27 protein-coding genes, 1 pseudogene and 1 riboswitch are annotated in these 25,324 nt (G+C 74.3%); of the genes and pseudogenes, 8 read left to right on the top strand and 20 right to left on the bottom strand.

The window, feature by feature from the left end; genetic code table 11:
- Window positions 1-114: 114 nt before the first annotated feature.
- Window positions 115-1,353, bottom strand: coding sequence for an acyl-CoA dehydrogenase family protein (locus ACFU0Y_RS02730; protein ID WP_380212909.1), 1,239 nt, complete (start codon window positions 1,351-1,353; stop codon window positions 115-117).
- A 45-nt stretch (window positions 1,354-1,398) separates the two neighbouring features.
- Window positions 1,399-3,534 carry a 3-hydroxyacyl-CoA dehydrogenase NAD-binding domain-containing protein gene (locus tag ACFU0Y_RS02735; RefSeq protein WP_380212910.1) on the bottom strand — a complete coding sequence of 712 codons (2,136 nt, stop codon included), beginning with the start codon at window positions 3,532-3,534 and terminating at the stop codon, window positions 1,399-1,401.
- 131 nt (window positions 3,535-3,665) lie between these two features.
- Here ACFU0Y_RS02735 and ACFU0Y_RS02740 point away from each other — a divergent pair, with 131 nt between their 5' ends.
- Window positions 3,666-4,211, top strand: coding sequence for a GNAT family N-acetyltransferase (locus ACFU0Y_RS02740; protein WP_380212911.1), 546 nt, complete (start codon window positions 3,666-3,668; stop codon window positions 4,209-4,211).
- 4 nt (window positions 4,212-4,215) lie between these two features.
- Here the strand turns inward: ACFU0Y_RS02740 and ACFU0Y_RS02745 are convergent, their stop codons facing one another.
- The 8 genes and pseudogenes from ACFU0Y_RS02745 to ACFU0Y_RS02780 form a co-directional block, all read right to left on the bottom strand.
- Window positions 4,216-4,926, bottom strand: coding sequence for a TetR/AcrR family transcriptional regulator (locus ACFU0Y_RS02745; protein WP_380212912.1), 711 nt, complete (start codon window positions 4,924-4,926; stop codon window positions 4,216-4,218).
- 74 nt (window positions 4,927-5,000) lie between these two features.
- Window positions 5,001-5,795: a MerR family transcriptional regulator gene (locus tag ACFU0Y_RS02750; protein WP_380212913.1), complete on the bottom strand. Its 795-nt coding sequence runs from the start codon at window positions 5,793-5,795 to the stop codon at window positions 5,001-5,003.
- A gap of 43 nt (window positions 5,796-5,838) precedes the next feature.
- Window positions 5,839-6,012 (bottom strand): hypothetical protein, encoded by a 174-nt coding sequence (locus ACFU0Y_RS02755; RefSeq protein WP_380212914.1) that lies wholly within the window; start codon window positions 6,010-6,012, stop codon window positions 5,839-5,841.
- A 5-nt stretch (window positions 6,013-6,017) separates the two neighbouring features.
- Complete coding sequence (locus ACFU0Y_RS02760) at window positions 6,018-6,872, bottom strand: SMP-30/gluconolactonase/LRE family protein (RefSeq protein ID WP_380212952.1); 855 nt, start codon at window positions 6,870-6,872, stop codon at window positions 6,018-6,020.
- A 21-nt stretch (window positions 6,873-6,893) separates the two neighbouring features.
- Window positions 6,894-7,295: pseudogene (locus ACFU0Y_RS02765) on the bottom strand (acyl-CoA thioesterase); the annotation flags it as partial.
- Between the two features lie 37 nt (window positions 7,296-7,332).
- The gene (locus ACFU0Y_RS02770) at window positions 7,333-8,166 is read right to left on the bottom strand and encodes a PhzF family phenazine biosynthesis protein (protein WP_380212915.1); all 834 of its coding nucleotides are present in this window, start codon (window positions 8,164-8,166) and stop codon (window positions 7,333-7,335) included.
- 4 nt (window positions 8,167-8,170) lie between these two features.
- Complete coding sequence (locus tag ACFU0Y_RS02775) at window positions 8,171-8,368, bottom strand: hypothetical protein (protein ID WP_380212916.1); 198 nt, start codon at window positions 8,366-8,368, stop codon at window positions 8,171-8,173.
- A 58-nt stretch (window positions 8,369-8,426) separates the two neighbouring features.
- On the bottom strand, window positions 8,427-9,065 hold the full coding sequence (locus tag ACFU0Y_RS02780) for a DNA-3-methyladenine glycosylase I (protein ID WP_380212917.1): 639 nt from the start codon (window positions 9,063-9,065) through the stop codon (window positions 8,427-8,429).
- Between the two features lie 56 nt (window positions 9,066-9,121).
- Here ACFU0Y_RS02780 and ACFU0Y_RS02785 point away from each other — a divergent pair, with 56 nt between their 5' ends.
- Complete coding sequence (locus ACFU0Y_RS02785; protein WP_380212918.1) at window positions 9,122-10,408, top strand: MFS transporter; 1,287 nt, start codon at window positions 9,122-9,124, stop codon at window positions 10,406-10,408.
- Here ACFU0Y_RS02785 and ACFU0Y_RS02790 read toward each other — a convergent pair.
- The 5 genes from ACFU0Y_RS02790 to ACFU0Y_RS02810 all read right to left on the bottom strand — a co-directional run bounded on the left by ACFU0Y_RS02790 (window position 10,405) and on the right by ACFU0Y_RS02810 (window position 12,313).
- Complete coding sequence (locus ACFU0Y_RS02790) at window positions 10,405-10,749, bottom strand: hypothetical protein (protein ID WP_380212919.1); 345 nt, start codon at window positions 10,747-10,749, stop codon at window positions 10,405-10,407. The genes ACFU0Y_RS02785 and ACFU0Y_RS02790 overlap by 4 nt on opposite strands.
- The gene (locus tag ACFU0Y_RS02795; RefSeq protein ID WP_380212920.1) at window positions 10,746-11,150 is read right to left on the bottom strand and encodes a hypothetical protein; all 405 of its coding nucleotides are present in this window, start codon (window positions 11,148-11,150) and stop codon (window positions 10,746-10,748) included. The genes ACFU0Y_RS02790 and ACFU0Y_RS02795 overlap by 4 nt, the downstream gene beginning before the upstream one ends.
- 72 nt (window positions 11,151-11,222) lie before the next feature.
- The gene (locus ACFU0Y_RS02800; RefSeq protein WP_380212921.1) at window positions 11,223-11,408 is read right to left on the bottom strand and encodes a hypothetical protein; all 186 of its coding nucleotides are present in this window, start codon (window positions 11,406-11,408) and stop codon (window positions 11,223-11,225) included.
- Between the two features lie 50 nt (window positions 11,409-11,458).
- Window positions 11,459-11,755 (bottom strand): hypothetical protein, encoded by a 297-nt coding sequence (locus tag ACFU0Y_RS02805; RefSeq protein WP_380212922.1) that lies wholly within the window; start codon window positions 11,753-11,755, stop codon window positions 11,459-11,461.
- A 159-nt stretch (window positions 11,756-11,914) separates the two neighbouring features.
- Entirely contained in the window at window positions 11,915-12,313 is a 399-nt protein-coding gene (locus tag ACFU0Y_RS02810) for a DUF4870 domain-containing protein (RefSeq protein ID WP_380212923.1), read from the bottom strand.
- 211 nt (window positions 12,314-12,524) lie between these two features.
- On the opposite strand from ACFU0Y_RS02810, the gene ACFU0Y_RS02815 reads away from it, so the two are divergent.
- Window positions 12,525-13,340 carry a lysophospholipid acyltransferase family protein gene (locus ACFU0Y_RS02815; RefSeq protein ID WP_380212924.1) on the top strand — a complete coding sequence of 272 codons (816 nt, stop codon included), beginning with the start codon at window positions 12,525-12,527 and terminating at the stop codon, window positions 13,338-13,340.
- A 30-nt stretch (window positions 13,341-13,370) separates the two neighbouring features.
- On the opposite strand, the gene ACFU0Y_RS02820 is transcribed toward ACFU0Y_RS02815, so the two are convergent.
- Window positions 13,371-14,588, bottom strand: coding sequence for a PucR family transcriptional regulator (locus tag ACFU0Y_RS02820; RefSeq protein ID WP_380212925.1), 1,218 nt, complete (start codon window positions 14,586-14,588; stop codon window positions 13,371-13,373).
- Between the two features lie 94 nt (window positions 14,589-14,682).
- Between ACFU0Y_RS02820 and ACFU0Y_RS02825 the strand changes: the two genes are divergently transcribed.
- The 3 genes from ACFU0Y_RS02825 to ACFU0Y_RS02835 all read left to right on the top strand — a co-directional run bounded on the left by ACFU0Y_RS02825 (window position 14,683) and on the right by ACFU0Y_RS02835 (window position 18,658).
- On the top strand, window positions 14,683-15,735 hold the full coding sequence (locus tag ACFU0Y_RS02825) for a ferredoxin reductase (protein WP_380212926.1): 1,053 nt from the start codon (window positions 14,683-14,685) through the stop codon (window positions 15,733-15,735).
- A gap of 52 nt (window positions 15,736-15,787) precedes the next feature.
- Window positions 15,788-16,903 (top strand): fatty acid desaturase family protein, encoded by a 1,116-nt coding sequence (locus ACFU0Y_RS02830; protein WP_380212927.1) that lies wholly within the window; start codon window positions 15,788-15,790, stop codon window positions 16,901-16,903.
- Between the two features lie 216 nt (window positions 16,904-17,119).
- Complete coding sequence (locus ACFU0Y_RS02835) at window positions 17,120-18,658, top strand: SDR family oxidoreductase (protein ID WP_380212928.1); 1,539 nt, start codon at window positions 17,120-17,122, stop codon at window positions 18,656-18,658.
- Here ACFU0Y_RS02835 and ACFU0Y_RS02840 read toward each other — a convergent pair.
- The 4 genes from ACFU0Y_RS02840 to ACFU0Y_RS02855 form a co-directional block, all read right to left on the bottom strand.
- Complete coding sequence (locus ACFU0Y_RS02840) at window positions 18,624-19,592, bottom strand: sulfurtransferase (protein WP_380212929.1); 969 nt, start codon at window positions 19,590-19,592, stop codon at window positions 18,624-18,626. The genes ACFU0Y_RS02835 and ACFU0Y_RS02840 overlap by 35 nt on opposite strands.
- Window positions 19,593-19,629: 37 nt before the next feature.
- Window positions 19,630-20,823, bottom strand: a complete 1,194-nt coding sequence (locus tag ACFU0Y_RS02845) for a cystathionine gamma-synthase (protein ID WP_380212930.1) — start codon at window positions 20,821-20,823, stop codon at window positions 19,630-19,632.
- 8 nt (window positions 20,824-20,831) lie between these two features.
- Window positions 20,832-22,160: an O-acetylhomoserine aminocarboxypropyltransferase/cysteine synthase family protein gene (locus ACFU0Y_RS02850; RefSeq protein WP_380212931.1), complete on the bottom strand. Its 1,329-nt coding sequence runs from the start codon at window positions 22,158-22,160 to the stop codon at window positions 20,832-20,834.
- Between the two features lie 24 nt (window positions 22,161-22,184).
- Window positions 22,185-22,318, bottom strand: a riboswitch (SAM riboswitch).
- Between the two features lie 88 nt (window positions 22,319-22,406).
- Complete coding sequence (locus ACFU0Y_RS02855) at window positions 22,407-22,859, bottom strand: Lrp/AsnC family transcriptional regulator (protein ID WP_380212932.1); 453 nt, start codon at window positions 22,857-22,859, stop codon at window positions 22,407-22,409.
- Between the two features lie 242 nt (window positions 22,860-23,101).
- Here ACFU0Y_RS02855 and ACFU0Y_RS02860 point away from each other — a divergent pair, with 242 nt between their 5' ends.
- Window positions 23,102-24,277, top strand: coding sequence for a thiamine pyrophosphate-dependent enzyme (locus tag ACFU0Y_RS02860; RefSeq protein WP_380212933.1), 1,176 nt, complete (start codon window positions 23,102-23,104; stop codon window positions 24,275-24,277).
- Window positions 24,274-25,323 carry an alpha-ketoacid dehydrogenase subunit beta gene (locus ACFU0Y_RS02865; RefSeq protein ID WP_380212934.1) on the top strand — a complete coding sequence of 350 codons (1,050 nt, stop codon included), beginning with the start codon at window positions 24,274-24,276 and terminating at the stop codon, window positions 25,321-25,323. Before ACFU0Y_RS02860 ends, ACFU0Y_RS02865 begins: the two co-directional genes overlap by 4 nt.
- The last annotated feature ends 1 nt before the right edge of the window (window position 25,324 follow it).

The raw sequence follows: 25,324 nt of genomic DNA on the forward strand, positions 1-25,324 counted from the left end.
CGCCCCGGCCGGCCGGCCGGGGCGTCGTCGTGTCCGGGGACGACCTCCGTGCGGGGAACCCGGACGTGCGCCCCGGGGAGAGTTCCCGACGTCGTCGCGCGGGAGGGACGCCGGTCAGGCGAAGGCGGAGATGCCCGTGATGCCGCGCCCGATGATCAGGGCCTGGACGGTCTCGGTGCCCTCGTAGGTGTGCAGCGCCTCGATGTCGGCGAAGTGCCGGGCCACGCGGTTCTCGATGAGGATGCCGTTGCCGCCCAGCAGGTCCCGGGCGTTGGCCGCGATCGACCGGGCCGTGCGCGTCGAGGTGTACTTCGCCAGCGACGCCTGCTCGGCGGTGAGCCGCCCGGCCTCCTCCCGCTCGGTCATCCGGGCCACGAGCAGCTGGATCTGGGTGAGCTCGCTCAGCATCCGGGCCAGCCGCTCCTGGACGATCTGCGAGGCGGCCAGCGGCCGGCCGAACTGGACGCGCTGGCGCGCGTACTGCACGGCGGTCTCGTAGCAGGCCTGGGCATGGCCCACGGCGCCCCACGCCACGCTGATCCGGGTCGCGAACAGGACGTCGGCGGTGTTCTTGAAGGACCGTGCCGCCGGCAGCGCGTTCGCCTCGGGCACGAAGACGCCGTCGAAGCGCAGGTGCGCCTGGTGGATGGCGCGCAGGGCGAGCTTGCCGCGGATGGTCGTGCCGGTGTACCCCTCGCTCTCCTGGGGGACCACGAAGCCCCGGACCTGGCCGTCCTCGTCGGAGCGGGCCCACACCACGGTGATCCCGCCCATCGAGCCGTTGCCGATCCACTTCTTCTCCCCGTTGAGCAGCCAGCCGCCGTCCACCGGGGTGGCCCGGGTCTCGAGGCTCACGGAGTCCGAGCCGTGGGTGGGCTCCGTGAGGGCGAACGCGCCGAGCAGCTTTCCCGTGGCCATCCGCGGCAGCCAGCGCTCCCGCTGCTCCGCGGAGCCGCACATGGCGATGGAGCGCATGGCGAGCCCGCCCTGGACGCCGGCCACGGTGGCGATGGACCCGTCGCCGCGGGAGAGCTCCATGCTGACCAGTCCCGCGGCGGTCTTGGACATCTCCTCGTGACCGTCCACGGCCACACCGTCGCGCAGCAGGTCGAGCTCGCCGAGCCGGCGGACGAGGTCGAGGGAGTACTCGGAGCGGTCCCAGTGCTCGCCGATGACGGGCAGCAGGTCCTCCTGGACGAACCGGCGGGCACGCATCCAGTGCACCCGGTCGGTGTCGGAGACCCCCTCGAAGGCGCCGGCGGCGTCGGTGTCGAGGGCCTCGTCGAGGACGTAGTCGGGCTCCACGGTGCCGGCGGGGAACAGGTTCGCGCCGGTCTCAGGGGTGGCGGTCATGGAAGGGTCCTTCGTTCGGTGGGCGGGCGGGGATCGGGGACGGGGTCAGTCCTGGTGGAAGCGGCGGCCGAGCACGCGCTCCGAGGCGCCCGTGCGGTCGAGGTACGGGGTGATCCCGCCCAGGTGGAAGGGATAGTTGGCGCCGAGGACCATGCACAGGTCCACGTCCTCGGGCCCGGCGACGACGCCCTCGGCCAGCATCGTGCCGATCTCCTCGGCCAGGGCGTCCTGCACCCGCACCAGCAGCTCCCCGGGCGAGGCGGGGGCGTCCGGGGTGCCGGCGGGGCGCTCCGCCCGGGTCCGCTCGAGCAGCCGGGCGGCGTCCGCGGCGAGGTAGCCGTCCGCACCCGTCTCCGGGGCGTGCTCGGTGGGCAGCACGTGGGTCAGACCCGCCTCGACCACCGCGTCCATCCACGGGGACCGCGCGAACCGCTCGGGATAGGCCCGGTGCATGGTCCCGTCCACGTGGTGCAGCACGGCGGGGCCCACGAAGTCGAGCAGCCGCAGCGGCGTCATGGGCAGGCCCATCGGATCGGGGGCGTGGTCGGCCGCCGCCACGTCCGTGCCGGCGTCGATCGCCTGGACGACCACGTCGAACAGCCGGGTCAGCACGCGGTTGACCACGAAGCCGGGCGCGTCCTGCACGCGCACCGCCGTGCGGCGCAGGGCGGCGGCGAGCTCGAAGGCGGTCGCCAGGGCGGTGTCGCCGGTCCGCCGCCCGGCGACGATCTCCAGGAGCGGGGTGACCTCCACGGGGTTGAAGACGTGGAAGCCGACCACCCGTTCCGGGTGCCGCAGGCCCTCGGCCATGGCGGTGACGGACAGGGAGCTCGTGTTGGTCGCGAGGATCGCGTCCGGGCGCACGACCTGCTCCCACTGGGCGAAGACCTGCTTCTTCACGTCGAGGTCCTCGAAGACGGCCTCGATCACGAAGTCCGCGTCGGCGAGGTCCTCCGGGCCGGCCGCCGCCGTGACGAGGGCCCCGAGCTGCTCGGCCTGCTCCGGACTGATCCTGCCCCTGGCCGCCTGGGCGGCGAAGCGCTCCCGGGTCCGGGCCACGCCGGCGGCGAGCCGGTCGTCGTCGAGGTCGGTCATGACCACGGGGATCCGGGCGCCGCTCGCGATCAGCGAGGCGAGCTGGCCGGCCATCAGGCCCGCGCCGATCACGGCGGCCTTGCGCAGGGGCACGGGTTCGGCGGCGGGCACGTCCGCGGCCTGCCGGGACCGCGCCGAGACGAGCTCGAACGCGTAGAGGGAGGCCTTGGCCACGTCCCCGCGGACCAGTTCGGCGAAGGCGGCCACGGCCTTCGTCCCGTTCTCGGTGCGGGTCTCGGTCCGGGCGTCGGCCACAAGATCGATGGCCACGAGCGGGGCCGGGGCCGCGCCGTGCCAGGTGCGCTCGGCCCGGTCCCGGGCCTGCTCCACGGCCTCGGCCCACTGCTGCTCCCCGGTGTCGCCGGGCGTGCCGGCACGGCGGCGGGCCTCCCCCGCGTCGAGCGCGGTGAGCCGGCCGGCGACCCACTGCTGCCAGGCGGTCTCCCACTCCCCGGTCCCCGGGGCGGCGTCGAGCACCACGTCCACGAGGCCGAGCTCGAGGGCCTCGGCCGCCTTGACGTGGCGCCCCTTCAGGGAGTCGAAGACGATGACCCGCAGCGCCGCGGCCGGGCCGATCAGGTGCGGGAGCAGGTGCACGCCGCCCCAGCCCGGGAAGAAGCCGAGCCGGCACTCCGGCAGCCCGAGCGGTCCGGTGCGCGGATGGGCCGCCCGGTAGTCCGTGTGCAGGGCGAGCTCGAGCCCTCCGCCCAGCGCCTGCCCGGTGAGCAGCGAGAACGTGGGCACGCTCGCGTCGGCCAGGACGCCGAAGGCCTCGTGACCGAGTCCGACGTACCGGTCGGAGACGCCGCTGAGCTGGGCGTGGCGGATCTCCTTGAGATTGGCCCCCGCCCCGAAGGACCGGGTGTTGCCGGTGACCACGATGGCCTCGACGGCCGACTGGTCGATCGAGCCCAGGGCCTCGCGGAGCTGCTCGAGGGCCTCGGAGCCCCAGATGACCAGCCCGCCCGGCGGGGTGGAGTCCAGCCGGACCAGGGCGACGGGGGCGGACCGGCCGGGCAGGACCAGCTGCTCGACGTCCACCGTGACGGTGGAGGGGAAGGAGGGGGCGGGCGCGGTGGGTGCCATGGGCGGACTCCTGACGGGTCGTGTGATCGACACCACTCTGACTGATACGGAGTCTCAGGTCAAGGTATTGAGTCTCAGTGTCGCAGTGCGGCGTCCGGCTCCGGGGCGTCCAGGCCGTATTCTGGCTGGTGATGATCGACGTGCTGCCCCCAGAGACCGAACGCCTCGCGTTCCGCCGCTTCGACGCCGCGGACCTCGACCCGATGCACTCCTACCAGAGCCGCGAGGACTACGCGCAGTACGCGTGGCGGGGCCCGCGCACGCGCGAGGAGTGCGAGCGGGCCCTGGCCGAGAACAGCGGGATGCGGCCCTGGGGCCGGGACGGCGACTCCGTCCGCTTCGCCGTCTCCCCCCGGGGCTCGCGGGAGCTCGTGGGCGAGATCGTGCTGACCCTCACGGACGCGACGGCCGCGCAGGTCGAGATCGGCTGGGTGGTCCACCCCGACCACGCGGGCCGGGGCATCGCCTCCGAGGCCGCCCGGGCCGCGATCGAGTTCGCGTTCGCCGAGCTGGGCGCGCACCGGGTGTGCGCCAGCCTGGACGCGCTCAACGTGAGCTCGGCCAAGGTCTGCGAGCGCATCGGCATGCGCCTGGAGGCGACCCTGCGCGAGAGCCACCACCAGCTGGGCGAGTGGCGCGACGAGCTGGTCTACGCGATCCTCGCCCACGAGGTCTGAGCCCTCACCCCAGGGCGTCCCGCACGGACGCCAGGATCTCCTCCGTGTCCGCACCGGGGTCCAGGACGGTGACGACGACGGCGGGGCGCGTCCCGCCGTCGACCGGCCGCGCCGCGCCGTCCGGGCGGCCGTCCTCGTAGCCGGCCACGAGCGTGCGCGCCAGGCGCTCGAGCTGCGCCGCGAGCTCGGCCGAGGGGTCGGTGTCCGGGGCGCGCAGCCAGGCCCGCAGGGCGGCGTTGTGCACCGCCACCGCGGCGGCGGACAGGGCCGTGGCCAGCGTGGTCCGGCCCGGCGAGTCGGGCAGCGCGGAGCGCAGGTAGCGCTGCAGGACCCGCTCGTAGCGGTGGGACGTGATGAGCTCCCGGTCCCGCAGCTGCGGGACCTGGCGGAGCAGGGCGTTGCGGGCCAGGGCCCGCTCCCGGTGGTCGAGGTGGTGGCGGAAGACCAGGAGCACGCCGTCCCGCAGCGCGAGGGCCGGGTCGGCGCCCGGGTCCTCGCCCGCCCGGGCCAGCTGCTGCTCGAGGCGCTCGAGGTTCGCCGCGTGGTCCGCGAAGACGATGTCCTCCTTGGACCCGTACTTGCGGAAGAACGTGGCCCGGCTGATGCCCGCGGCGAGCGCGAGCCGGTCCACGGTCGTGGCGTCCCAGCCCTGCTCCGCGAGCAGCCGGATCGAGCCGGTGACGACGTCCGGGGCCGCCCGGGGGGTCTCGGTCATGGGTGCCTCCTCGCTGACGATGGTAGTCCGGCGGCCCGCCGGACTGCCCGCACGCCCCGGGCGGCGAGGGGACCTCAGCCCGTGGCGCGGTCGGCGTTGGCGTGGATCGCGTCGCGGACGTACCGGGCCAGCCCGGGCTCCAGGTCCTCGTAGGTCTTCGTGAACCGCGGGTCCGCCACGTACATGTCCCCCAGGGCCCGGTGGAACTCGGGCGAGAGGTCGTAGAAGCGTTCGTGGATCTGGCGCCGGGCGGCCTCCGCGGCATCCATCGCCTCGGCCGAGTCCGCGGGGAGCCCCGCGCGCTTGACCGCGACGAAGCGCTCGTTGATCGCCGTGGTCTCGGCGGCGATCCGCCGCCAGTCCTCCCGGTCGTATCCGGCCGCGCGCCGGCGGGACTGCTCCCACGCGTCGGTGCCGCCCCAGCGGCGCTCGGCCTCGGCCGCGTACTCGTCGCTGAAGCCCTCCCCGAAGAGCTCGCGGCGCTCCTCCGGGGTCAGGTCGATTCCGGTCATTTCCTTCTCCAGTGCTCGGTCGATCGCGGCGACGAGGTCGGCCAGCTCGGCCTGTCTCGCCAGGACGGACTCGCGCTGCCGGCGCAGGTGCGCCAGCACGGCCCCGGGGTCCTCCGCGGCCAGCAGCTCCTCGATCCGCTCGAGGGGGAAGCCGAGCCGGCGGTAGACCACCACGTGCCGCAGCCGGAGCAGGTCGTCCCCCGTGTAGAGGCGGTATCCGCCCGCCGAGCGTTCGCTCGGGCGCAGCAGGCCGACGTCGTCGTAGTGGTGCAGCGTGCGCACGGTGACGCCGAAGCGCTCCGCGACCTGTCCCACGGTGAGCTTCTCGTCCGCCGTTCCGGGCCGCTGTCCGTCCATGTCCTCCACTCTGGGCCCTCCCGCCGCGTGAGGGTCAAGCCCCTCAGCGCCGGGGCCGGGCGCCGAGGAACACCGCCCCGGCGGCGCACAGCACGGCGAGCACGGCGAAGGAGAGCACCGAGGAGGTGCCCCCGCTGAGCAGGGAGCCCACGAGGGCGACGACCCACACGAGCACGAGCAGCCACAGCAGTCCGGCGGTGCGCCTGGGGCTCTGCACCGCGCTCAGCCCCCGAAGGGCAGGACGGGCAGGCCGGGGACGTCGACCCGGACGGCGAACAGGGAGCCGGCGGCGGGGTCCTCGTCCGCGGCGAGGTTCTCCCGGGACGTGGTGATGTAGAGGGTCCGCAGGTCCTCCCCGCCCAGGCAGCACGCCGTGGTCTGGCGCGCGCCGACCTCCACGACCGTGTCCAGGGCGCCGTCGGCCGTGTAGCGGTGCACCTGCCCGGCGCCGTGCAGCGCCACCCAGACCGCGCCCTCGGCGTCGACGGTCAGCCCGTCGGGGTGGACGTCCCCCTCCGCGAGCTCGGGCACCACGAAGGTGCGGCGCCCGTGCAGTCCCGCGTCCGGGGACCAGTCGAGGACGTCGACCTTCCCGGTGGGCGTGTCGTTGTAGTAGGCCAGCGTGCCGTCCGGGGACCATGCGATGCCGTTGGAGACGGTGACGCCCTCCAGGACCGGCTCCCAGCGCAGGTCCGGGTGCACGCGGTAGAGCGTGGCCGCCCCCTCGGTCCCGTCCCAGGCCATGGAGCCGACGTAGAAGGAGCCGTCCGGGCCGGCCCCGCCCTCGTTCATCCGGAGCGCCCCGGGCTCCCAGAGCTGCTCGGCCGGGTGGACGGTGCCGTCCGGGTCCTCGAGGGCCACGCCGGTCTCCAGCGCGAGCACCGCTCCCCCGGTCGCGCGCGGGCGCACGCAGGCCACGACGTCCCCGACGTGCTTGCGGAGCACCTCGCCGTCCGCGCCGAGGGACAGCACGTCCCCCGCGAGCATGTCGACCCACCGCAGCCCGCCCCAGGACTCCGACCAGCACGGCCCCTCGCCGTGGTAGGTGACGGAGTCGGTGATCCGCTCGGCGCGCAGCCGCCGCGCCGGCAGCGCCGTGGTGGGGATCCGGTCCCGGTCGTAGGTGATCTCGGTGTAGCCGTGCGGCGCGGGCCGCCCGTCCCGGTCGAGGTTCACGAAGACGATCTTGTCGATGCTCAGGATGAGGTCTCGGGTGATCATGTTGCGCACCTGGGCGCGCATGGTCAGGGACGTGCGGCCGAACCCGGTGGCGGTCAGGCCCATCTCGATGATGTCGCCCTGCTCGGCGGAGCTCACGAAGTTGATCTCCGACATGTACTTCGTCACCGCGCGCCGGTTACCGAGCTGGACGATCGCGTAGATCGCCGCCTCCTCGTCGATCCAGCGGAGCAGGCTGCCGCCGAACAGGGTGCCGTTGGCGTTGAGGTCCTCCGGCTTGACCCACTTGCGGGTGCGGAAGGAGATGTCCTGGGTCGTCATGCCCCCACGATACCGAGGGCGCCCCGCGTGCCGGCGGCTACAGCTCCACGGTCCCGCGGACCACCGGGCTGACGTGGCCGCCGATCCAGACGGTCTCCGCGTCCCGCTCCACCAGCACGCGCCCGGTGCGCCCGAGCACCGTGCCCTGGGCCGCGACGTAGTGGTCCGGGGCCCAGCCGTGGTCGGTCAGCCACCGGGCCAGGCCCGCGTTGAGGCTGCCCGTGACCGGGTCCTCCACGACCCAGTCCCCCACGAACGCCCGCACCTCGACCGCGCACTCGGCGCCCTCGGGGTGGGCGCCCACCACGCCGAGCTTGAGCCCGGCCATGGCGGACCAGTCCGCACGGACGCCCAGGACGGTGCCGGCGTCGGCGACGCGCACCCCGATCCAACCGGGGCCGTTGTCCAGCCAGGACACGTCGAGCAGCGCGGACGGGTCCAGCCGCAGGGACCGCGCCACCCGGTCCAGCAGCGCGGGCTCCGCCACGGGCTCGTAGCGCATCAGGGGCGGGGCGGCGAACGAGAGCCGGCCCTCGCGGCGCCGGACGGTCACCAGCCCGACCCCGCACTCCTGGACGACGTCCGCTCCCGCGGGCTCCCCGCCGAGGGCGAGCCAGGCGGACGCCGTCCCGAGCGTGGGGTGACCCGCGAAGGGCAGCTCCCCGCCGGGGGTGAAGATCCGCACCCGGTAGTCGGCGCCGGGGACCGTGGGCTCGAGCAGGAACGTGGTCTCCGACAGGTTGGTCCAGCGGGCGAAGCGCGCCATCGTGTCCTCGTCGAGGGCGTCGGCCCCGTGCACGACGGCGAGCGGGTTGCCGCCCAGCGGCGCCGGCGAGAAGACGTCCACCCAGCTGATCGCGTGGCTCGTCATGGTCTCAGAGCACCGGTCCGCGCGTGCTCCGGCGGGCGGGCCGGGTCCGTGCCGCGTCCCGCCGGCCCCGGCCGGCGGGCCCGCCGCGGGCGGCCGCCCGGTCCGCGCGCAGCCTGCGCACCACCAAGCCGACCAGGACGGAGCCCACGGTGCTCAGCACCAGGGGCAGCACCGCGCTGCGCTGCTCGCTGTTGTCGTACACGGCCGGGCCTCCTGCCGGTGGGCGACGCGGGGCGTCGTCGGGTTCGGTGCCAGGAATCCTACGCACCCTCCGGCTCCTCCGGCCACACCCCGGAGCTGCCGCGGCGGTGGCTGCCGAGCAGGTGCGTGTCGACGATCCCGACCGCCTCCATGAGCGCGTGCATCGTGGTCGGCCCCACGAAGCGGAAGCCGCGCGCCCGCAGGGCCCGGGACAGGGCCTCGGACTCCGGGGACCGGGTCGGGACCTCCTCCGCCGTGCGCGGCCGCGGGGTCCGCGACGGGCGGAACGACCACACGAGCTCGGCCAGTCCTCCCTCGGGGCGCAGGGCCACGGTGGCGCGGGCGTTGCCGACCGCGGCCTCGATCTTGCCCCGGTGGCGCACGATCCCGGCGTCGCCCAGGAGCCGGTCCACGTCCTCCGGGCCGAACCCGGCGACGGTGTCCGGGTCGAAGTCGGCGAAGGCCGCCCGGAAGGCGGGCCGCTTGCGCAGGATCGTGGCCCAGGACAGCCCGGACTGGAAGCCCTCGAGGCAGATCCGTTCGTAGAGCCCCCGCTCGTCCCGCACGGGGACGCCCCACTCCGTGTCGTAGTACTCGCGCAGGAGGGGATCCGTGGCGGCCCAGACGGGGCGGACGAGCCCGTCCTCGCCGAGGACGAGTCCGGTCGAGGGATCGGGCAGGGAGCTCATGCCGAGCATCGAACCACACCGAGGGGCTCCGACACACCCGGGGCGAGTACCCCCTGGGGTATAGGATGGCGGGCATGCACCCGACGAACCCCGCCGTGGACCGGCGCGCCCTGCAGCGGAAGGTCGTCCGCGTCCTGGCCCTCGGCCAGATCCTCGGCGGGCTGGGCGTCGGCGCCACCCTGGCCCTCGGCGCCCTGCTCGTCACCGAGGTCTCCGGCTCCTCCGCCTGGTCCGGCATGGCCGCGACCATGAACACCCTCGGCGCGGCCCTGCTCGCCGTCCCCCTCGCGCGGCTCGCCCAGGCCCGCGGCCGGCGGATCTCCCTGAGCACCGGGGCGTTCACCGCCATGGCGGGCGCGTCGACCACGATCGGCGCCGCCGTCCTCTCGAGCTTCCCCGTCCTGCTGCTGGGCCTGGCCCTGCTCGGCGCCGGCTCGGCGCTCAACCTCCAGTCCCGGTTCGCGGCGACCGACCTGGCCGCGGACGAAACCCGCGCCCGGGACCTCTCCCTGGTGGTCTGGTCCACGACGATCGGCGCGGTGCTCGGCCCCAACCTCTTCGAGCCGGGCGAGCTGCTCGGGCGGGCCCTGGGCCTGCCGGCGCTGACGGGCGGATTCGTCATCGCCCTCGTGGCGCAGGCCATCGGGGCCCTGGTCTACCTCACGGCGCTGCGGCCGGACCCCCTGCTGCTGGCCGTGGCCGACGGCGAGGCCGCGGGCAGGGGCAAGCCCTCCCCCGCGGGCGGGCTGGCCGTGCTGCGGGCCTCGTCGCCCGCCCGCCGTGCCGTGCTCACCGTGGCGCTGAGCCACGCGGTCATGGTGGCGCTGATGTCCATGACACCCGTGCACCTCACCCTGCACGGCGCGTCGCTGAGCGTGGTGGGCCTGACCATCAGCCTGCACGTGGCCGGGATGTACGCCCTCGCCCCCGTGTTCGGCTGGCTCGCGGACCGGGCCGGACGCCGCGCCACCGTCCTGCTCGGCCAGGCCCTGTTCGTGCTGGCCCTGGTGCTGTCCTGGTTCGGCTCGACGTCCCCGGTGCTGGTGACGGTCGGGCTGGTCCTGCTCGGGCTCGGCTGGTCCGCGTCCACGGTGGCGGGCTCCACGCTCGTGGCCGAGGCCGTCGCGCCGGCCGAGCGGCCGAAGCTGCAGGGGGTCTCGGACCTGTTCATGAACCTCGCCGGCGCGACCGGCGGCGCGCTCGCCGGACCGGTGCTGGCGCTGATCGGCTTCGACGGGCTCAGTGCGGCGCTGCTCGTGCTCGTCGCGGTCGTGGTGCTCTCACACGGCGGCCGGGCCCAGCGGGATGCGGGCGCCGACGCGCCAGCCGCCGTCCGCCGGTCCCGCCACTAGCCCCCCGTCGAGCAGCTGGACGCGCTCGCGCAGCACGGCCGGCCCGAACCCCGGGGCCGGGAGGCCGGGCCCGGCCCGAACGGACCCGGCGCCAGCACAGCGGCCGCGCGCACCGCGACGATCCCGGCGGCGAACGCCAGGAGCACGGCCCCTGCCGCGGCCCCGGCCACGAGGCGGCGGGCCGTGTCCACCGGCACGGACGTGCCCAGCGCCCGCAGCCGGTCCGCGATCCGCAGGTCCGCCAGGAGCCGGAGACGGCGGCGGGCCGGCGGGGCGGGCGTCCGCCGCCGCACCGGGCCGGTCGACCGGCTCGTCGGGCTCGCGGTCGCGCTGGCCGTCACGAGAGCCTGCTGCGCGTCCCGGACCGCTCCCGGCGCAGCCCGAGCGCGTTGAACAGGAGCACGACCGTGCCCGCGAGGGCGACGACCACGCCCGTGGTGCACAGCCAGCCCACGGGGAACCCGCTCAGCTGCTCGTCGAGGAACGTCGCGTGGGCCGTCATGGCCAGGAACAGCAGCACGGCCGGCGCCACGGAGCGCGGGCGGGACAGCGGGGTCGCGGCGGCCACGAGCGGCAGGAGCACCCCGGCGACCACCAGCGCGCCCACGAGGAGGGACCACAGCCCGACCGGGACGGTGCTGGTGCCCCGGCCCTGGAGGAGGATCGCGGTCAGGGCGGCGGCGCTCAGGACGGCCACGGTGACGAGGACCAGTCGGACGTGGTTCTGGGTGAGGGTCGGCACGGTGGGCGCTCCTGGCGGTCGAGGATCTGATGAGCGGTGGGGTCGGGGCGGGCGGCCGGAACGGCGGCCGGGTCACACCATGGCGACGAGCGCGGCGGTCGCGACGGCGACGACGACCACGAGCACCTGGCGGCCGGCGCCGCAGGACCTCCACCGGCCGCGGAGGAGCAGCGCCGCGCCGGCCTCCACGGGTCCCTCCGCCATCCGCCCGGTGGCCGGGGCCCAGCCCTGGGACAGCACCGTGAGGTAGCTGCGCACCAGGCCGTTCCGGCGGGCGGTGAGGTCGGCCGTGAGGGGGAGCAGGCGGCTCAGGCGATGGCCAGGTTGCGGGCCTTCTTGGACGGGTACCAGCGGATGGTGCCGACGACCGCGCCGCCGATGCCGATGCCGATGCCGAAGCCGAACATCGCGGCCACGAGGGTCAGCGCCCAGCCGCCGACCTCGACCGCGGCGACGATCTGGCTCGCGGACGCGGCGGAGATGCCGAGGGAGCCGGCGACCCAGGCGATGCCGACACCGCCGAGGACGAGGCCGAGGACGGCGACGGAGGCGACGGCCGAGACGGGCAGGACCGTGCGGACGGCGGGGGTGCGGGGGGCGGTCATGACGAGCTCCTCTGTTCCCGAGGTTTCTGGGGGGTGCATCAACCGGCGGGTTCCCCGGGTGATGGCTCAGAATCTACGAGAGCCGGGAGGCCGCGGCCATCGGCCGAAGGGATGGTTGCGGACCGGCCGGAGGATGCCGCCGGCCGGTCCGCAAGGAGGTCACCGCAGGATGGGCAGCTGCAGCGGGTAGCGGTACACCTCGCCCTTGTTGGCCTTGAGCACGGCCAGGACGTGGCACACCACGAGCAGCACCGCGGCGAGGATCCACAGCACGATCGCCACGGGGATGAGGATCACGGTGACCACGCACACCCACGCCGCCGCGTTGAGCAGCCACATGGACACGTTGAAGTTGAAGGACCCGGCGGAGGTGGCCCGCAGGAACGCGTTCCTGTCCCGGTGCACCAGCCACACGAGCAGGGGCCCCACGAAGCCCAGCCAGCCGACGGAGATCAGCGCGCCGATCAGTCCGGACAGGTGGGTGAGGACCGCGATGGTGCGGTCGTCGCCCTGGGCCCGGTACTGCGGCGGTGGAGCTGACGGTGGAAGGTAGGACATCGGGTTCTCCTGGTCGGCAGAGACGGAACCGGTCGCGGCACCCGGTGCCCGGGCGCCGGACCGGCGCGGTGCTGCCAGCGTATCGGGGCGGTGCCGGGGCCCGGTATGGGGGAAGACCGCACATGACGGCGGCGGTTCCCCGCCCTGGTCTACGATTCTGGGCAGACCGTTCCCGGCCCGCCTTTCGCGGGCCTCTGCCCGAGGGAGGCCCGTGGCCCCGCAGCTGCGCCCCAACAAGTACGCCTACCGAGCCATCGTGCTCGCCGGCCTCGCCGCGGTGAAGCTCTTCCGCGTGCCCCTGCTGGCCTCGGGCGAGGAGCACCTGCCCACCGACCAGGTGGTGCACGGCCTGGACCGTGAGATCCGCCCGGGCCGGGGCGCCGTCGTGGCGGTGACCCACTTCGGGTACCTCGACTTCGTCTTCGCGCAGCTGGTGGTCTGGCGCCGGCTGCGCGCCCACTCCCGCTTCCTCATCACCCGCAAGCACACCGGCAGCGCCCTCGTCACGGCGGTGTGCCGGCTGTGCGACCACGTCGTCGTCGACCGCGCCGACGGCGCCCCGGCCTACGCCGAGGCCGCGGCGAAGCTGGCGCGCGGCGAGTTCCTCGCCGTGTTCCCGGAGGGCGGGGTCAGCCGCAGCTGGACCGTGCGCCCGCTGCGCACCGGCGCCGTGCGCATGGCCGCCGAGACCGGCGCCCCCGTCATCCCGGTGTCCGTGTGGGGCGGCCACCGGATGCTCACCCGCGGGCGCGGGCGGATCCGGCTGCGCGACGTGTGGCGCACCCCGGTGCGCGTGCACGTCGGCCCGCTGCTGCGGGTGGCCCCCGGCGAGGACGTCCGGGCGGCGAGCGCCCGGCTGCGCGCGGCGCTGCAGGACGGGATCGACCGCTGCATCGACAGCTATCCCGTCACCCCGGAGCCCGGCGCGTGGTGGATGCCGGCGCACCTGGGCGGGACCGCGATCACGGTGCAGGAGCAGATCGAGGCCGACGCCCGGGAGCGGGAGGCCTACAAGCGGACCGGCTGAACCCGGCGCGCGGCCCGGGGCCGCCCGGGTTCAGCGGAATCCGGCGCGCAGCACCAGCTCGAGCTCGAACCGGCTCTTGGGGTCGTTGAGGGCGTCCCCGAAGACCTCCCGGAGCTGGTTCACCCGGTAGCCCACCGTCTGCTCGTGGATGTTCAGCTCCGCGGCCATCGCCGCGCGCTGCCCGTGGTGCTCGAGCCAGCACAGCAGGGTCGCGGACAGCCGCTCCCGCTGCCCGGGCCTGAGGTCCTCCAGCGGGGCCAGGCACTGCGCGGCGAGGTCCTCGACCACGCTGCGCTCGCTGTGCAGGACGAGCTCCATGAGGTGCTCCGAGACCCACAGCGGTCCCGGGTCGGCCGGTCCCTCCCGCTGCAGCAGGTCCCGGGTCAGCACGGCCAGGCGCAGGGAGTCGGGGGCCGCGTACCAGGGCCGCCCGGGGCCGATCACCGCACCCCGCCCGGTGAGCGCGCGCGCCAGCTCCCGGCGCCCGGTCGCCGAGGACGGCTCGGGCACCACCGCCACGACGTCACCCGGCCGGGACGTGAGCAGGGTCCGCTCCCCGAGGCGGGAGCGCAGGCCCACCCGCCGGTCGGCGGCCACGGTCACCACCACCACCCGGTCGGGCACCGGCCAGCCCGCGGCGGCGGCGGCGGTGCGCACGGCGTCCTCCGCCACGTGGCCGCGCACGATCATGTCCGCGAGGGCGTCCAGCAGCCGGTCCCGCTCCCCCGCCCGCTCCGACTGCTCCAGGGCGTAGCCCTCGGCGCTGGCCGCGGAGAGCTCTTCGATGTAGGCGAAGACGGACTCGGCGAGACCGATGAGCACGGACGCCTCGAACCCGGCGTCCATGGCCACGCGGGAGAGCGAGCGCAGCGTGGTGCGCGCCCCGGAGCGGTAGGCCGCGAAGAGGGCGTCCATCGGACGGCCCTCCCGCACCTCACCGCGGCCGAGCCCCTCGTAGACCCGCCGGTCGTCGCCCATCAGCGCCGGCTGGTGGGTGCCGGGCAGCTGCAGGAACCGGGTGAGGGCCACCTCGACGCCGCGCCGGATGCTGTCGCCGAACAGGCCCTCCAGGGGCCGGGCGTAGACGGGGACGTCGACCCGCACGGCGTCCAGCAGCTCCTCCGTCACCGCGGGCAGGTGCGGGACGAGGAGAGGGGTGAGCGTCGGCGGCAGGGAGGTCCACGGCAGCTCCCGGTCCGCCCGGTCCGCCCGCGGCGTGTGCTCCGTGGTGTGGTCCGTCCGCTCCACGATCCCCCTCTTTCATGTCGACACCACAATTTCACTGCTGAAAGAGTACGCGACGGGACGAGAACCGCCGTCCGATTTGGGGCACAGTTATTACGTGCCCCAACTGCGACTGTTCACCCGCCTGGCTTCGGCCTTCACCACCCCGCGCTCCCCCGAGGACTTCCTGCGGCTCATCGATCCCCTGGCCAGCGCCCGCCAGCTCCGCGGCCTGGTGACCTCCGTGGTGCCCGAGACCGCGGACTCGGTGACGATCCGCTTCCGTCCCGGCCGCGGCTGGAACGCGCACGAGGCCGGCCAGTGGGCCCGCATCGGGGTGGAGATCGACGGCGTGCGGCACTGGCGCTCCTACTCCCTCAGCACCGGCGCCGGCCAGGACCCGGCCATCACGGTGACGGCGATGGGCAAGGTCTCCACCGCCCTCGTCCGGGGCACCCGGCCCGGCGACGTCCTGTTCCTCGCCCCGCCCGAGGGCGACTTCGTCCTCCCCGCGAGCCCGCGCCCGCTGCTGATGCTCACCGCAGGCAGCGGCCTGACACCGGTCATGTCCATGATCCGCACCCTCGTGCCCCGCCGCGCGGACGCCGACCTGGTGCTCGTCCACTCCTCGCGCTCCCCGGAGGAGTCCCTGTTCCGCGAGGAGCTGCTGGAGCTCACCGACCAGTTCCCCGGCTTCCGCCTCGTCCAGTGGTTCACCGGCGAGCGCGGACGCCGCCTCGACCTCGCGGCCACCGCCGACCTCGACGCCGCGTGCCCCGACTGGCGCGACCGCGCCGCCTACGCCTGCGGTCCCGCCGACTTCCTCGACGCCGCCGAGGCGCTCTGGCAGCGGGAGGAGGGCGAGCTGCGCGTCGAGCGGTTCGCCGCCGTGGTCGCCCCCGGCTCCGGCGGGGAGGGCGGGCGCGTGACGTTCGAGAAGTCCGACAAGGAGGTCGAGGCCGGCAGCGGCACGACGCTCCTGGCCGCCGGGGAGGACGCCGGCCTCATGATGCGCAGCGGCTGCCGCATGGGCATCTGCCACGCCTGCGTGACCCCGCTGCTCTCCGGGCAGGTCCGTGACACCCGCACCGGCGAGGTCCACGGCGAGCCCGGCCATCTCGTCCAGACCTGCGTGTCCACCGCCGCCGGTCCCGTCAGCCTCGACGCCTGACCCGAAACTTCCAGCACGTGCTCCCTGACCCCGTTCCCGAAGGACAGACCCCATGACCATCGTCACCCCGTTCCTGCTCGACTCGAGCCGGCCCGCCGAGTCGGCCAAGCCCTCCGCCGCCGCCCACCTCTCCGACGCGCAGATCGAGGAGCTGGGCCGCGAGCTCGACGCGATCCGCGAGTCCGTGATCGCCACCCGCGGGGCCAAGGACGCGGCCTACATCCGCCGCGTCATCGCCACGCAGCGCTCCCTCGAGCTGGCCGGGCGCGCCACGCTGCTGTTCGCCAAGCACAAGCCCGCCTGGATCGCGGGCACCGGCATGCTGACCGTCGCCAAGATCCTGGAGAACATGGAGATCGGTCACAACGTGCTGCACGGGCAGTGGGACTGGATGCGCGACCCCGACATCCACTCCACCACCTGGGAGTGGGACTTCGTCACCCCGTCCAGGGCCTGGCAGCACACCCACAACGACCTGCACCACACCTGGACCAACGTGGTGGGCAAGGACCGGGACGTCGGGTACACCATCCTGCGCATGGACGAGGACCAGGAGTGGACGCCCCGGAACCTCGGCAACCCGCTCTACAACGCCCTGCTCGCCCCGGTCTTCGAGTGGGGGATCGCGATCTACGACCTCGAGCTCGACGAGTACCGCGAGGGCCGCAAGCCGAAGGCGGAGCTCATGCGCGGTGTCAAGGCGCTGGGCGCCAAGTTCCTCAAGCAGGCGGCGAAGGACTACGCGGCCACCCCCGCCGCCGCGACCCTGACCGGTTCCGGGAAGCAGGCCCTGGCCGCGACCCTGACCGCCAACGCCGTCCGCAACGTCTGGGCGCACGCCGTGATCTTCTGCGGCCACTTCCCCGCCGGGGCGGACACCTTCACCGAGGCGCAGATCGAGGGCGAGACCCGCGGCGACTGGTACGTGCGGCAGATGATCGGCTCCGCCAACATCTCCGGGTCGAAGCTGATGCACCTCATGACCGGCAACCTGTCCTTCCAGATCGAGCACCACCTGTTCCCGGACCTGCCCTCGAACCGCTACGCCGAGGTCGCCGTGAAGGTGCGCGAGATCTGCGAGCGCTACGAGCTCCCCTACACCACCGGGCCCCTGCCGAAGCAGGTCGCCTCCGCGTGGGCGAAGGTGTTCCGCCTGGCGCTTCCCTGATCCCTCCCCGCACGACGCTGGCCGGACGGCCGCGATGCTCCGGCACGCGGCCGTCCGCCGTGTCCGGCCCCGGGAGGACGTGCGCCCGGGCGCTGCGCCCCAGAGCTCCGCTCGAGAGCTGCGGCTGACAGCGCGGGTGAGAGCCCCGGCGGATTCCGGCCGGGCCCCTGTCGGGCGGCGTTGGTAGGCTCGCGGGACCCGCACGAAAGGCAGGCCATGAGCTCTCCCCAGCGCGTCCTCATCACCGGTGCCACCGGTTACATCGGAGGGCGCCTGGCGCCCAGGATGCTGGAGGCCGGGCACGCCGTGCGCGTCGCCGTCCGGTCTCCCGGCAAGCTGCGCGCCGTGCCGTGGCGGGACCGGGTGGAGGTCGCCGAGACCGACCTCAACGACCTCGACGGGATGACCGCCGCGTGCCAGGACGTGCACACCCTGTACTACCTGGTGCACTCCATGGGCGGCTCCCGGCAGTTCGAGGAGGAGGAGGCCGAGATGGCCCGGACCGTGGCCCGGGCCGCGGAGCGCGCCGGGGTCCGGCGCATCGTCTACCTCTCGGGGCTGCACCCCCAGGGCGTGGAGCTGTCCCAGCACATGCGCTCCCGGGTCCGGGTGGGCGAGATCCTGCTCGAGTGCCCCGTCCCGGCGGTGGTCTTCCAGGCCGGGGTGGTCATCGGCTCCGGATCGGCGTCCTTCGAGATGATCCGCCACCTCGGCGACACCCTGCCGGTCATGCCGGCGCCGTCCTGGGTCACCAACAGCATCGAGCCCATCGCCGTCCGGGACGTGCTGTACTACCTGGTCCGGGCGATGGACCTGCCGGAGGGCCTCAACCGCACCTTCGACATCGGCTCCCGCGACGTCATGACCTACGCGGACGCGATGCGCCGCTACGCCCGGGTCGCCGGACTGCGCCGGCGGGTGGTCTTCCACTTCCCGCTTCCCGCGCCCCGGCTCTCCGGGTTCTGGGTGGGCATGGTCACCCCGATCCCCCTGGGCCTGGCCGTACCGCTCGTGCAGTCGCTGCAGCACGACGCCGTGTCCTGCGAGCACGACATCGACGACCACATCCCGCCGCCCCCCGAGGGTCTGGCGGGCTACCGCCGCGCCGTGGCGCTCGCGCTGAAGAAGATCGAGGACAACTCCGTGGAGACCACGTGGGACGTCCACTACAGCTCCTCCGAGGCCGCGGCGGACCCGCTGCCCTCGGACCCGGACTGGGCGGGGCGCACGGTGTTCGTGGACGAGCGCAGCCGCACCGGCCCGGCCCGGCCCGAGCAGGTGTGGCGGGTCATCGAGTCCATCGGCGGGCGCAACGGCTGGTACTCGCTGCCCCTCGCGTGGCAGGTCCGCGGTCTGATGGACAAGCTCGTGGGCGGGGCCGGGCTGAACCGCGGCCGCCGCGACGCCACGGACCTGCAGGTGGGCGAGTACGTGGACTGGTGGCGCGTGGAGAGCATTGAGGAGGGGCACAAGCTGCTCCTGCACGCCGAGATGCGGGCTCCCGGGCGTGCGTGGCTCGAGCTGTCCGTGACCCCCGAGGGCGAGGGCAGCCGGTACGCGCAGCGGGCCATCTTCTTCCCGCGGGGCCTCCCGGGCCGGCTCTACTGGTGGGGGGTGTGGCCCTTCCACGGGTTCATCTTCCCGTCGATGGCCCGCAACATCCTCGCCGCCGCGCTGGACGACACCCCGGCGGACGGAGCGGGGGCGGACGCCGGACGGATCACGACTGCCGGGGAGACCCCGGACCGGGGCTGACCCCGGCCGGGCCCACCACAGGCCGGGGTCCGGGTCGTCCCCACTCGCTCCAGGAGCCGTCGTAGACCGTGACGTCCTCGCGCCCGGCCAGGTGCGCGCCCAGTGCGAGGACGCACGCCGTGAGCCCCGACCCGCAGCTGGCGACCAGGCGCTGCCCCTCGGGCGCGGCCGCCGCGATCCGCTCCCGCAGCTGCGGCAGGGGCAGGAGCCGGCCGCTCCCGTCCTGCAGGTCGGTGTACGGGAGACTGACGGCCCCCGGCATGTGCCCGGGTCGCAGACCCGGCCGCGGTTCGGGCTCCGTGCCCGCGAACCGGCCGGCGGAGCGGGCGTCCAGGACGGTGGTGCCCGGATCGGTCAGGGCCCGGGCGACGTCCTCCGCCGTCGCGAAGGAGTCCGCCCGGGGCACGAGCACCACGTCGCCGGGCTCGGCGGGCGGCGCGCCGTGCGCCCCGGTGGGCCGGCCCTCGGCGGCCCACGCCGGGAGGCCGCCGTCGAGGACGGCGACCTGCTCGAAGCCCGCGGTCCGCAGCAGCCACCAGACCCGGGCGGACGCGAAGATTCCCTTGGCGTCGTAGGCCACGACCGTGCTCGTGCGCGAGATCCCGAGCGCACGCGCCGCCGCGGTCAGCTGCTCCGCCGGGGGCGCCGTGTGCGGCAGCTCCGAGGACGGGTCGGAGAAGTCCCCGTCCAGGTCGAGGAGCACGGCCCCGGGCAGGGCCTCCTCGGCGCGGTTGAGCGTGGAGCTCGCGTCCACGAGCACGAGCCGGGGGTCGCCGAGGTGCCCGGCCAACCACTCCGTGCCCACCACGGGTCCGGGCAGCCCGAGCAGTCCGTTGTCGGACGGATCGCCGTCGGGCCGGGTGGCCTCGAGCGGGGTGCTGTCCTGCGGGGTGGCCTCGGGCCGGGTGCTGTCCTGCGGGGTGCCGGTGCTCATGCGCCCAGGCTAGTGCCGCCGGCGGCGGGCCGCCGGGTCAGGAGACGCCGGTGAGCGCTCGGTCGAGGTCCTCGAGCTGGTCCTCGACGTCCTCGATGCCCACCGAGAGCCGCACCAGGTCCACGGGCACGGCCAGCGCCGTGCCCCGGACCGAGGCGTGCGTCATCTCGGAGGGGTAGCAGATCAGGGACTCCACCCCGCCGAGGCTCACCGACAGCGAGTACAGCCGCGTGCCCTCCGCCACCGCGCGGGCCGCGGCCTCCCCGCCGGCCAGGCGGAAGGAGACCATGCCGCCGAAGCCGCGCATCTGCGCGGCGGCGAGCGCGTGACCGGGGTGCTCGGGCAGCCCGGGGTAGAGCACCTGGGCGACCTCGGGGCGCTCCAGGAGCCACTCGGCGATCCGCTGCGCGTTGTCCTGGTGGCGCTCCATCCGCAGGCTCAGGGTCTTGAGCCCGCGGGCGGCCAGGTAGCTGTCCTGGGGACCGGCCACGGCGCCGGCGGCGAACTGCTGGAAGCCGACGGCCTCGGCGAGCGGGGCCCCGCTCCACTCGGCCGCCCCGACGACCACGGCGCCGCCGAGCACGTCGGAGTGCCCGCCGATGTACTTGGTGGTGGAGTGCACCACGGCGTGCGCGCCGAGCTCCAGGGGGTTCTGCAGGTACGGGGACGCGAAGGTGTTGTCGACGACGAGCAGCGCCCCGGCGTCCCGGGCCAGCTGCGCCCAGGCGGCGACGTCGGCGATGCCGAGCAGCGGGTTGGACGGCGTCTCGAGCCACAGGACCTTCGTGGTGCCGGTCCGCACGGCCGCCCGGACGGCGCCGAGGTCCGTGATCTCCACGGGTGTGTGCCCGATGTCCCACGGGGCGAGCACCCTGGTGATCAGCCGGTTGGTGCCGCCGTAGCCGTCGGCGCCGAGCACGATGTGGTCGCCCGGGCGCAGCACCGCGCGCAGCAGGGCGTCCTCGGCGGCGATCCCCGAGGCGAAGGCGAACCCGCGCTCGCCGCGCTCCAGGGCCGCGAGCTGCTCCTCGAAACCGCTGCGGGTGGGGTTGGAGCCGCGGCTGTACTCGTGCCCGGCGCGCAGCACGTTGATCCCGTCCTGGGCGAACGTGGAGGTCTGGTAGATCGGCGGGATGACCGCCCCGGTCAGCGGATCGGGCTCCTGTCCGGCGTGGACGGCGGTGGTGGTGAAGCCCCGGTGGCGGGTGCGGGGCTCGGTGGCGGACGTCATGGCGGGTCTCACTTCCGGGAGGTCTGGACGGTGGTGGCGACGGTGTCGAGGGCCCGGCCGAGGTCGGCCACGAGGTCCTGGGGGGACTCGAGGCCGATCGACAGCCGGATCGTGGTCTCGGCGATCCCGCCGGCCCGGCGCTGCTCGGGGGTCAGGCGGCAGTGCGTCATCGCCGCCGGGTGGGCCACGAGGCTGCGGGTGTCCCCGACGTTGGCGACCAGCTTGAACAGCCGCAGCGCGTCGATGAACGGCCCCACGGCGTCGTCCGGGGCGGCGAGGTCGAAGGAGAACACGGAGCCGGTCCCGCGCGGGAAGTCCCGGGCCGCGATGCCGGCGCCGGGGTCGCCGGGCACGCCGGGGTGGTGCACGCGGGCGACGGCGGGGTGCCCGGTCAGGAACTCGGCCACCGTCAGCGCCGAGGCCGTGTGGCGGCTCACGCGCAGGTCGAGGGTCTCGGTGCCCTGCAGGATCTGGGCGGCGTTGAACGGGGACAGCGTGGTGCCGAGGTCGTGCACGTACTTGGCTCGGACCAGGTGCAGGTAGGGGCTGGCCGCGGCGCACTTCTCGACGAGGCTCTGCCCGCCCCAGCGGGCGCGGGCCCGGGTGAACTGCGGCCACTTCCCGGGCCGGGCGGACCAGTCGAAGGTCCCGCCGTCCACGACCGCCCCGGCGAGCGCGTTGCCGTGCCCGCCCAGGAACTTCGTGGCGGAGTGCACCACGATGTCGGCGCCCTTCTCCAGCGGCCGGTACAGGGCCGGGGACGCGAGGGTGTTGTCGACGACGACGGGCACCCCGGCGGCCCGGGCGACATCGGCGATCCCGGGCAGGTCCGGGAGGGTGGCCAGCGGGTTGCCGATGGACTCGAGCAGGAACGCGCGGGTGTCGGGGCGCACGGCCGCGGCCCACGCCCCTGGGGCGGTCGGGTCCACGAAGGAGACCTCGATGCCGCAGTCCGCGAAGGAGTCGGTGAGCAGGTCCACCGTGCCGCCGTAGAGCTTCTCGGAGGCCACGAGGTGCTTGCCGGCGCCCTGACCGAGCAGGGCCAGCAGCGCCACGGCCACGGCGGACTGCCCGGAGCCTGTCGCCACCGCGCCCGTGCCGCCCTCGAGGTCGCTGATCCGCTGCTCGAGCACGGCCACCGTGGGGTTGCCGGTGCGCGTGTAGGTGAAGCCCGCCCGGGTCTGGGCGAACATCTGCCGGGCCGCCTCGTAGTCCGGGAACTCGAAGGCCGCGGTCTGGTAGATCGGCACCGTCAGGGTGCGCTGGACGACCGGGTCGGAGGTGCCGGCGTGGATCTGCCGGGTCGCGAGGTCGTGGTCGGTGACGGGGATGGACATGGCGCTGCTCCTGTGCCTTGCTCTTACCCGCACCGGACGGCCGCGGTCCCCCGGTGGGGCGCCGCGGAGGATGCAGGCCGCTTCCTCATCCGAACCACCCAATGAGCATGGGGTTGGTGCGTGACCCAGTCGGAGCTTGGCGGTCACGTCTCGTGAAGCTGGACCAACACTATGCGCAGAGGTAGTGGGTGTCCCTCCGCGACGGAAGATGACGACCGTGACGGATCGTGACGTCGGCCGTGCGCGTCAGGCGCGGGTGTCGATGTCCTCGAAGACCAGGAACGTCTGGGTGTCCACCACGCCGGGCAGCTGCTGGATGTGCTCGAAGATGACCTGCCGCAGGTGCACGGTGTCCACGGCCCGCACCAGGAGCATGACGTCGAAGTTCCCGCCCACCAGGGCGATGTGGTGCACGGAGGGGATCGCCCGGAGCTGGGCGCACAGTTCCCGCCAGGTGTTCTGCTGGAGCTTGAGCGTCACGTAGGCGGAGGCCTGCAGACCCGCCCGCACCGGGTCGATCACGGTGCTGAAGCGCAGGATCACCCCCTCGTCCCGGAGCCGGTTGATCCGGGCGTAGGCGTGGGCGCGGGAGACGTGCACGGCCGCGGCGATCGCCGTCACCGACTGCCGCGCGTCGCGGGAGAGCTCCGCGAGGATCTTCTGGTCGGTCTCGTCGAGGGGCACGGGGGTCGAGGCCACGGCGGGCTCCTTCGGGGTGGATCGGGCGCAGGGTCCGGACCGCGCCGGACGAATGCGTGTGCTCCACGCCACACTAGAACATATCGTCCACGAACGGTGCGGTGACCAGCGCAGTCTTCTGCATTTTTCCCGTTCTGTGGATACGAACCATGCCCGGTTCGCATACTGGGGAGACAGAGTTGCAGCAGCCTTCCTGCCTCCCCGGGTCCGCGACCGGACCGGGGACCGACCGAGGGGACACCATGAGCCAGACCGTCGAGACCCCCGAGGACCCCATCCTCCGGGCCTCCCAGACCTTCGGCATCACGCCGGAGCAGTACATGCTCCCGGCCCGCGGTGAGATCCGCATGGTCGACCCGAGCGGGCGGCTGCTCGCCCCCGAGGAGCAGGGCACCGGCCCCGGCCACGAGTACCCGCTGCCGGCCCGGGAGGTCCTGCTGGAGGCCTACGAGAAGCTGGTGGTCGGCCGGCGCGTCAACGACCAGAACTCCGCGCTGGTCCGCCAGGGCCGCATGGCCGTCTATCCGTCCAGCCACGGCCAGGAGGCCTGCCAGGTGGCGGCCGCCCTGTGCCTCGAGGAGGGCGACTGGCTGTTCCCCACCTACCGGGACACCGTGGCGGTCATGACCAAGGGCGTGGACCCGATGCAGGTCATGGCGATCTTCCGCGGCGAGTGGCACGGCGGCTACGACCCCTACGAGCACTGCGTGGGCATCCAGTCCACCCCGCTGACCACCCAGCTGCTGCACGCGGTGGGCGTGGCGCACGCCGCCAAGCTGCGGGGCGAGGACACCGTGGTCCTGGCGATGTGCGGCGACGGCGCCACCAGCGAGGGCGACTTCCACGAGGCCCTGAACTTCGCGGCCGTGTTCAAGCTGCCGGTCGTGTTCTTCGTGCAGAACAACGGCTACGCGATCTCCGTGCCCCTGTCCCAGCAGTCCGCCGCCCCGAGCCTCGCCCACAAGGCGGTCGGCTACGGCATGGCCGGCGAGCGCGTGGACGGCAACGACCTCGTGGCGCTGCTCGCCACCCTGCGCCGGGCCGTGGACCTGGCCCGCTCCGAGTCCGAGCCCCTCCTCGTCGAGGCGCACACCTACCGCATGCAGGCGCACACCAACGCCGACGACGCCACCCGCTACCGGGACGACGCCGAGGTGCAGGAGTGGATCGCCAAGGACCCGGTGACCCGGATGCGCGCCTACCTCGGCGCGGAGGGCGTGCTCGACGACGCGGCGGAGCAGCGCATCGCCGCCGCCGCCGAGGACGTCGCCACGGCCCTGCGCGACGGCATGAACGCCGACGTGGAGGTCGACCCGCTCGAGCTGTTCCGCCACGTCTACACCGAGCAGACCCCGCAGCTCGCCGAGCAGGAGCAGTTCCTGGCCGCCGAGCTCGCCCGAGAGGAGACCGGACAGTGAGCACCCTGCACGCCCCCGCCCCGGCCGGCGAGGCCCCGCCGGTCAAGCCCGCCACCTTCGCCCAGGCGCTCAACACCGCCCTGGCCGACGCGCTGGCCGCCGATCCCGCCGTCGTCGTCTTCGGCGAGGACGTCGGCACCCTCGGCGGCGTCTTCCGCATCACCGACGGGCTGACGCAGCGCTTCGGCCGCACCCGGTGCTTCGACACCCCGCTGGCCGAGTCCGGGATCGCCGGCATGGCCGTGGGCATGGCGATGAACCGGATGCGCCCGGTCATCGAGATGCAGTTCGACGCCTTCGCCTACCCGGCCTTCGAGCAGGTCGCCTCGCACATCGCGAAGATGCACAACCGCACCCGGGGCGCGGTGCGCCTGCCGATCGTCGTCCGGATCCCCTACGCCGGCGGCATCGGCGGCGTGGAGCACCACTGCGACTCCTCCGAGGCCTACTACGCGCACACCCCGGGGCTGAAGGTCTTCACCCCCGCCACGGTCGAGGACGCGTACCTGATGCTGCGCGAGGCGATCGACTCCGACGACCCCGTGGTGTTCTTCGAGCCCAAGAAGCTCTACTGGTCCAAGGCCCCCGTGGACCTCGCCGACCTGAAGGACCGCTACGAGCAGGGCTCGCCCGAGCGCCGGGAGGGCCGCGCCGTCGTCGCCCGCGCCGGCGAGGACGCCACACTGCTGGCCTACGGGCCGTCCGTGCCGACCGCCCTGGCGGCCGCGGTGACCGCCGCGGCCGAGGGCCGCTCGCTCGAGGTCGTGGACCTGCGCAGCATCGTCCCGTTCGACGACGAGACGGTCGCCGCCTCGGTGCGGAGGACCGGGCGCGTGGTGGTCGTGGCCGAGGCGCCGGGCTTCGCGTCCGTGGCGGCCGAGATCGTGGCCCGCGTCCAGGAGCGCTGCTTCCACTCCCTGGCCGCGCCCGTGCGCCGCGTGACCGGGTTCGACATCCCGTACCCGGCGCCCAAGCTCGAGGAGCACTACCTGCCGAGCGTCGACCGCATCCTCGACGCCGTGGACGACCTGCAGTGGGAGGACTGAC

It is taken from the genome of Kocuria sp. NPDC057446 (assembly GCF_042802875.1).
GTDB lineage: Bacteria > Actinomycetota > Actinomycetes > Actinomycetales > Micrococcaceae > Kocuria.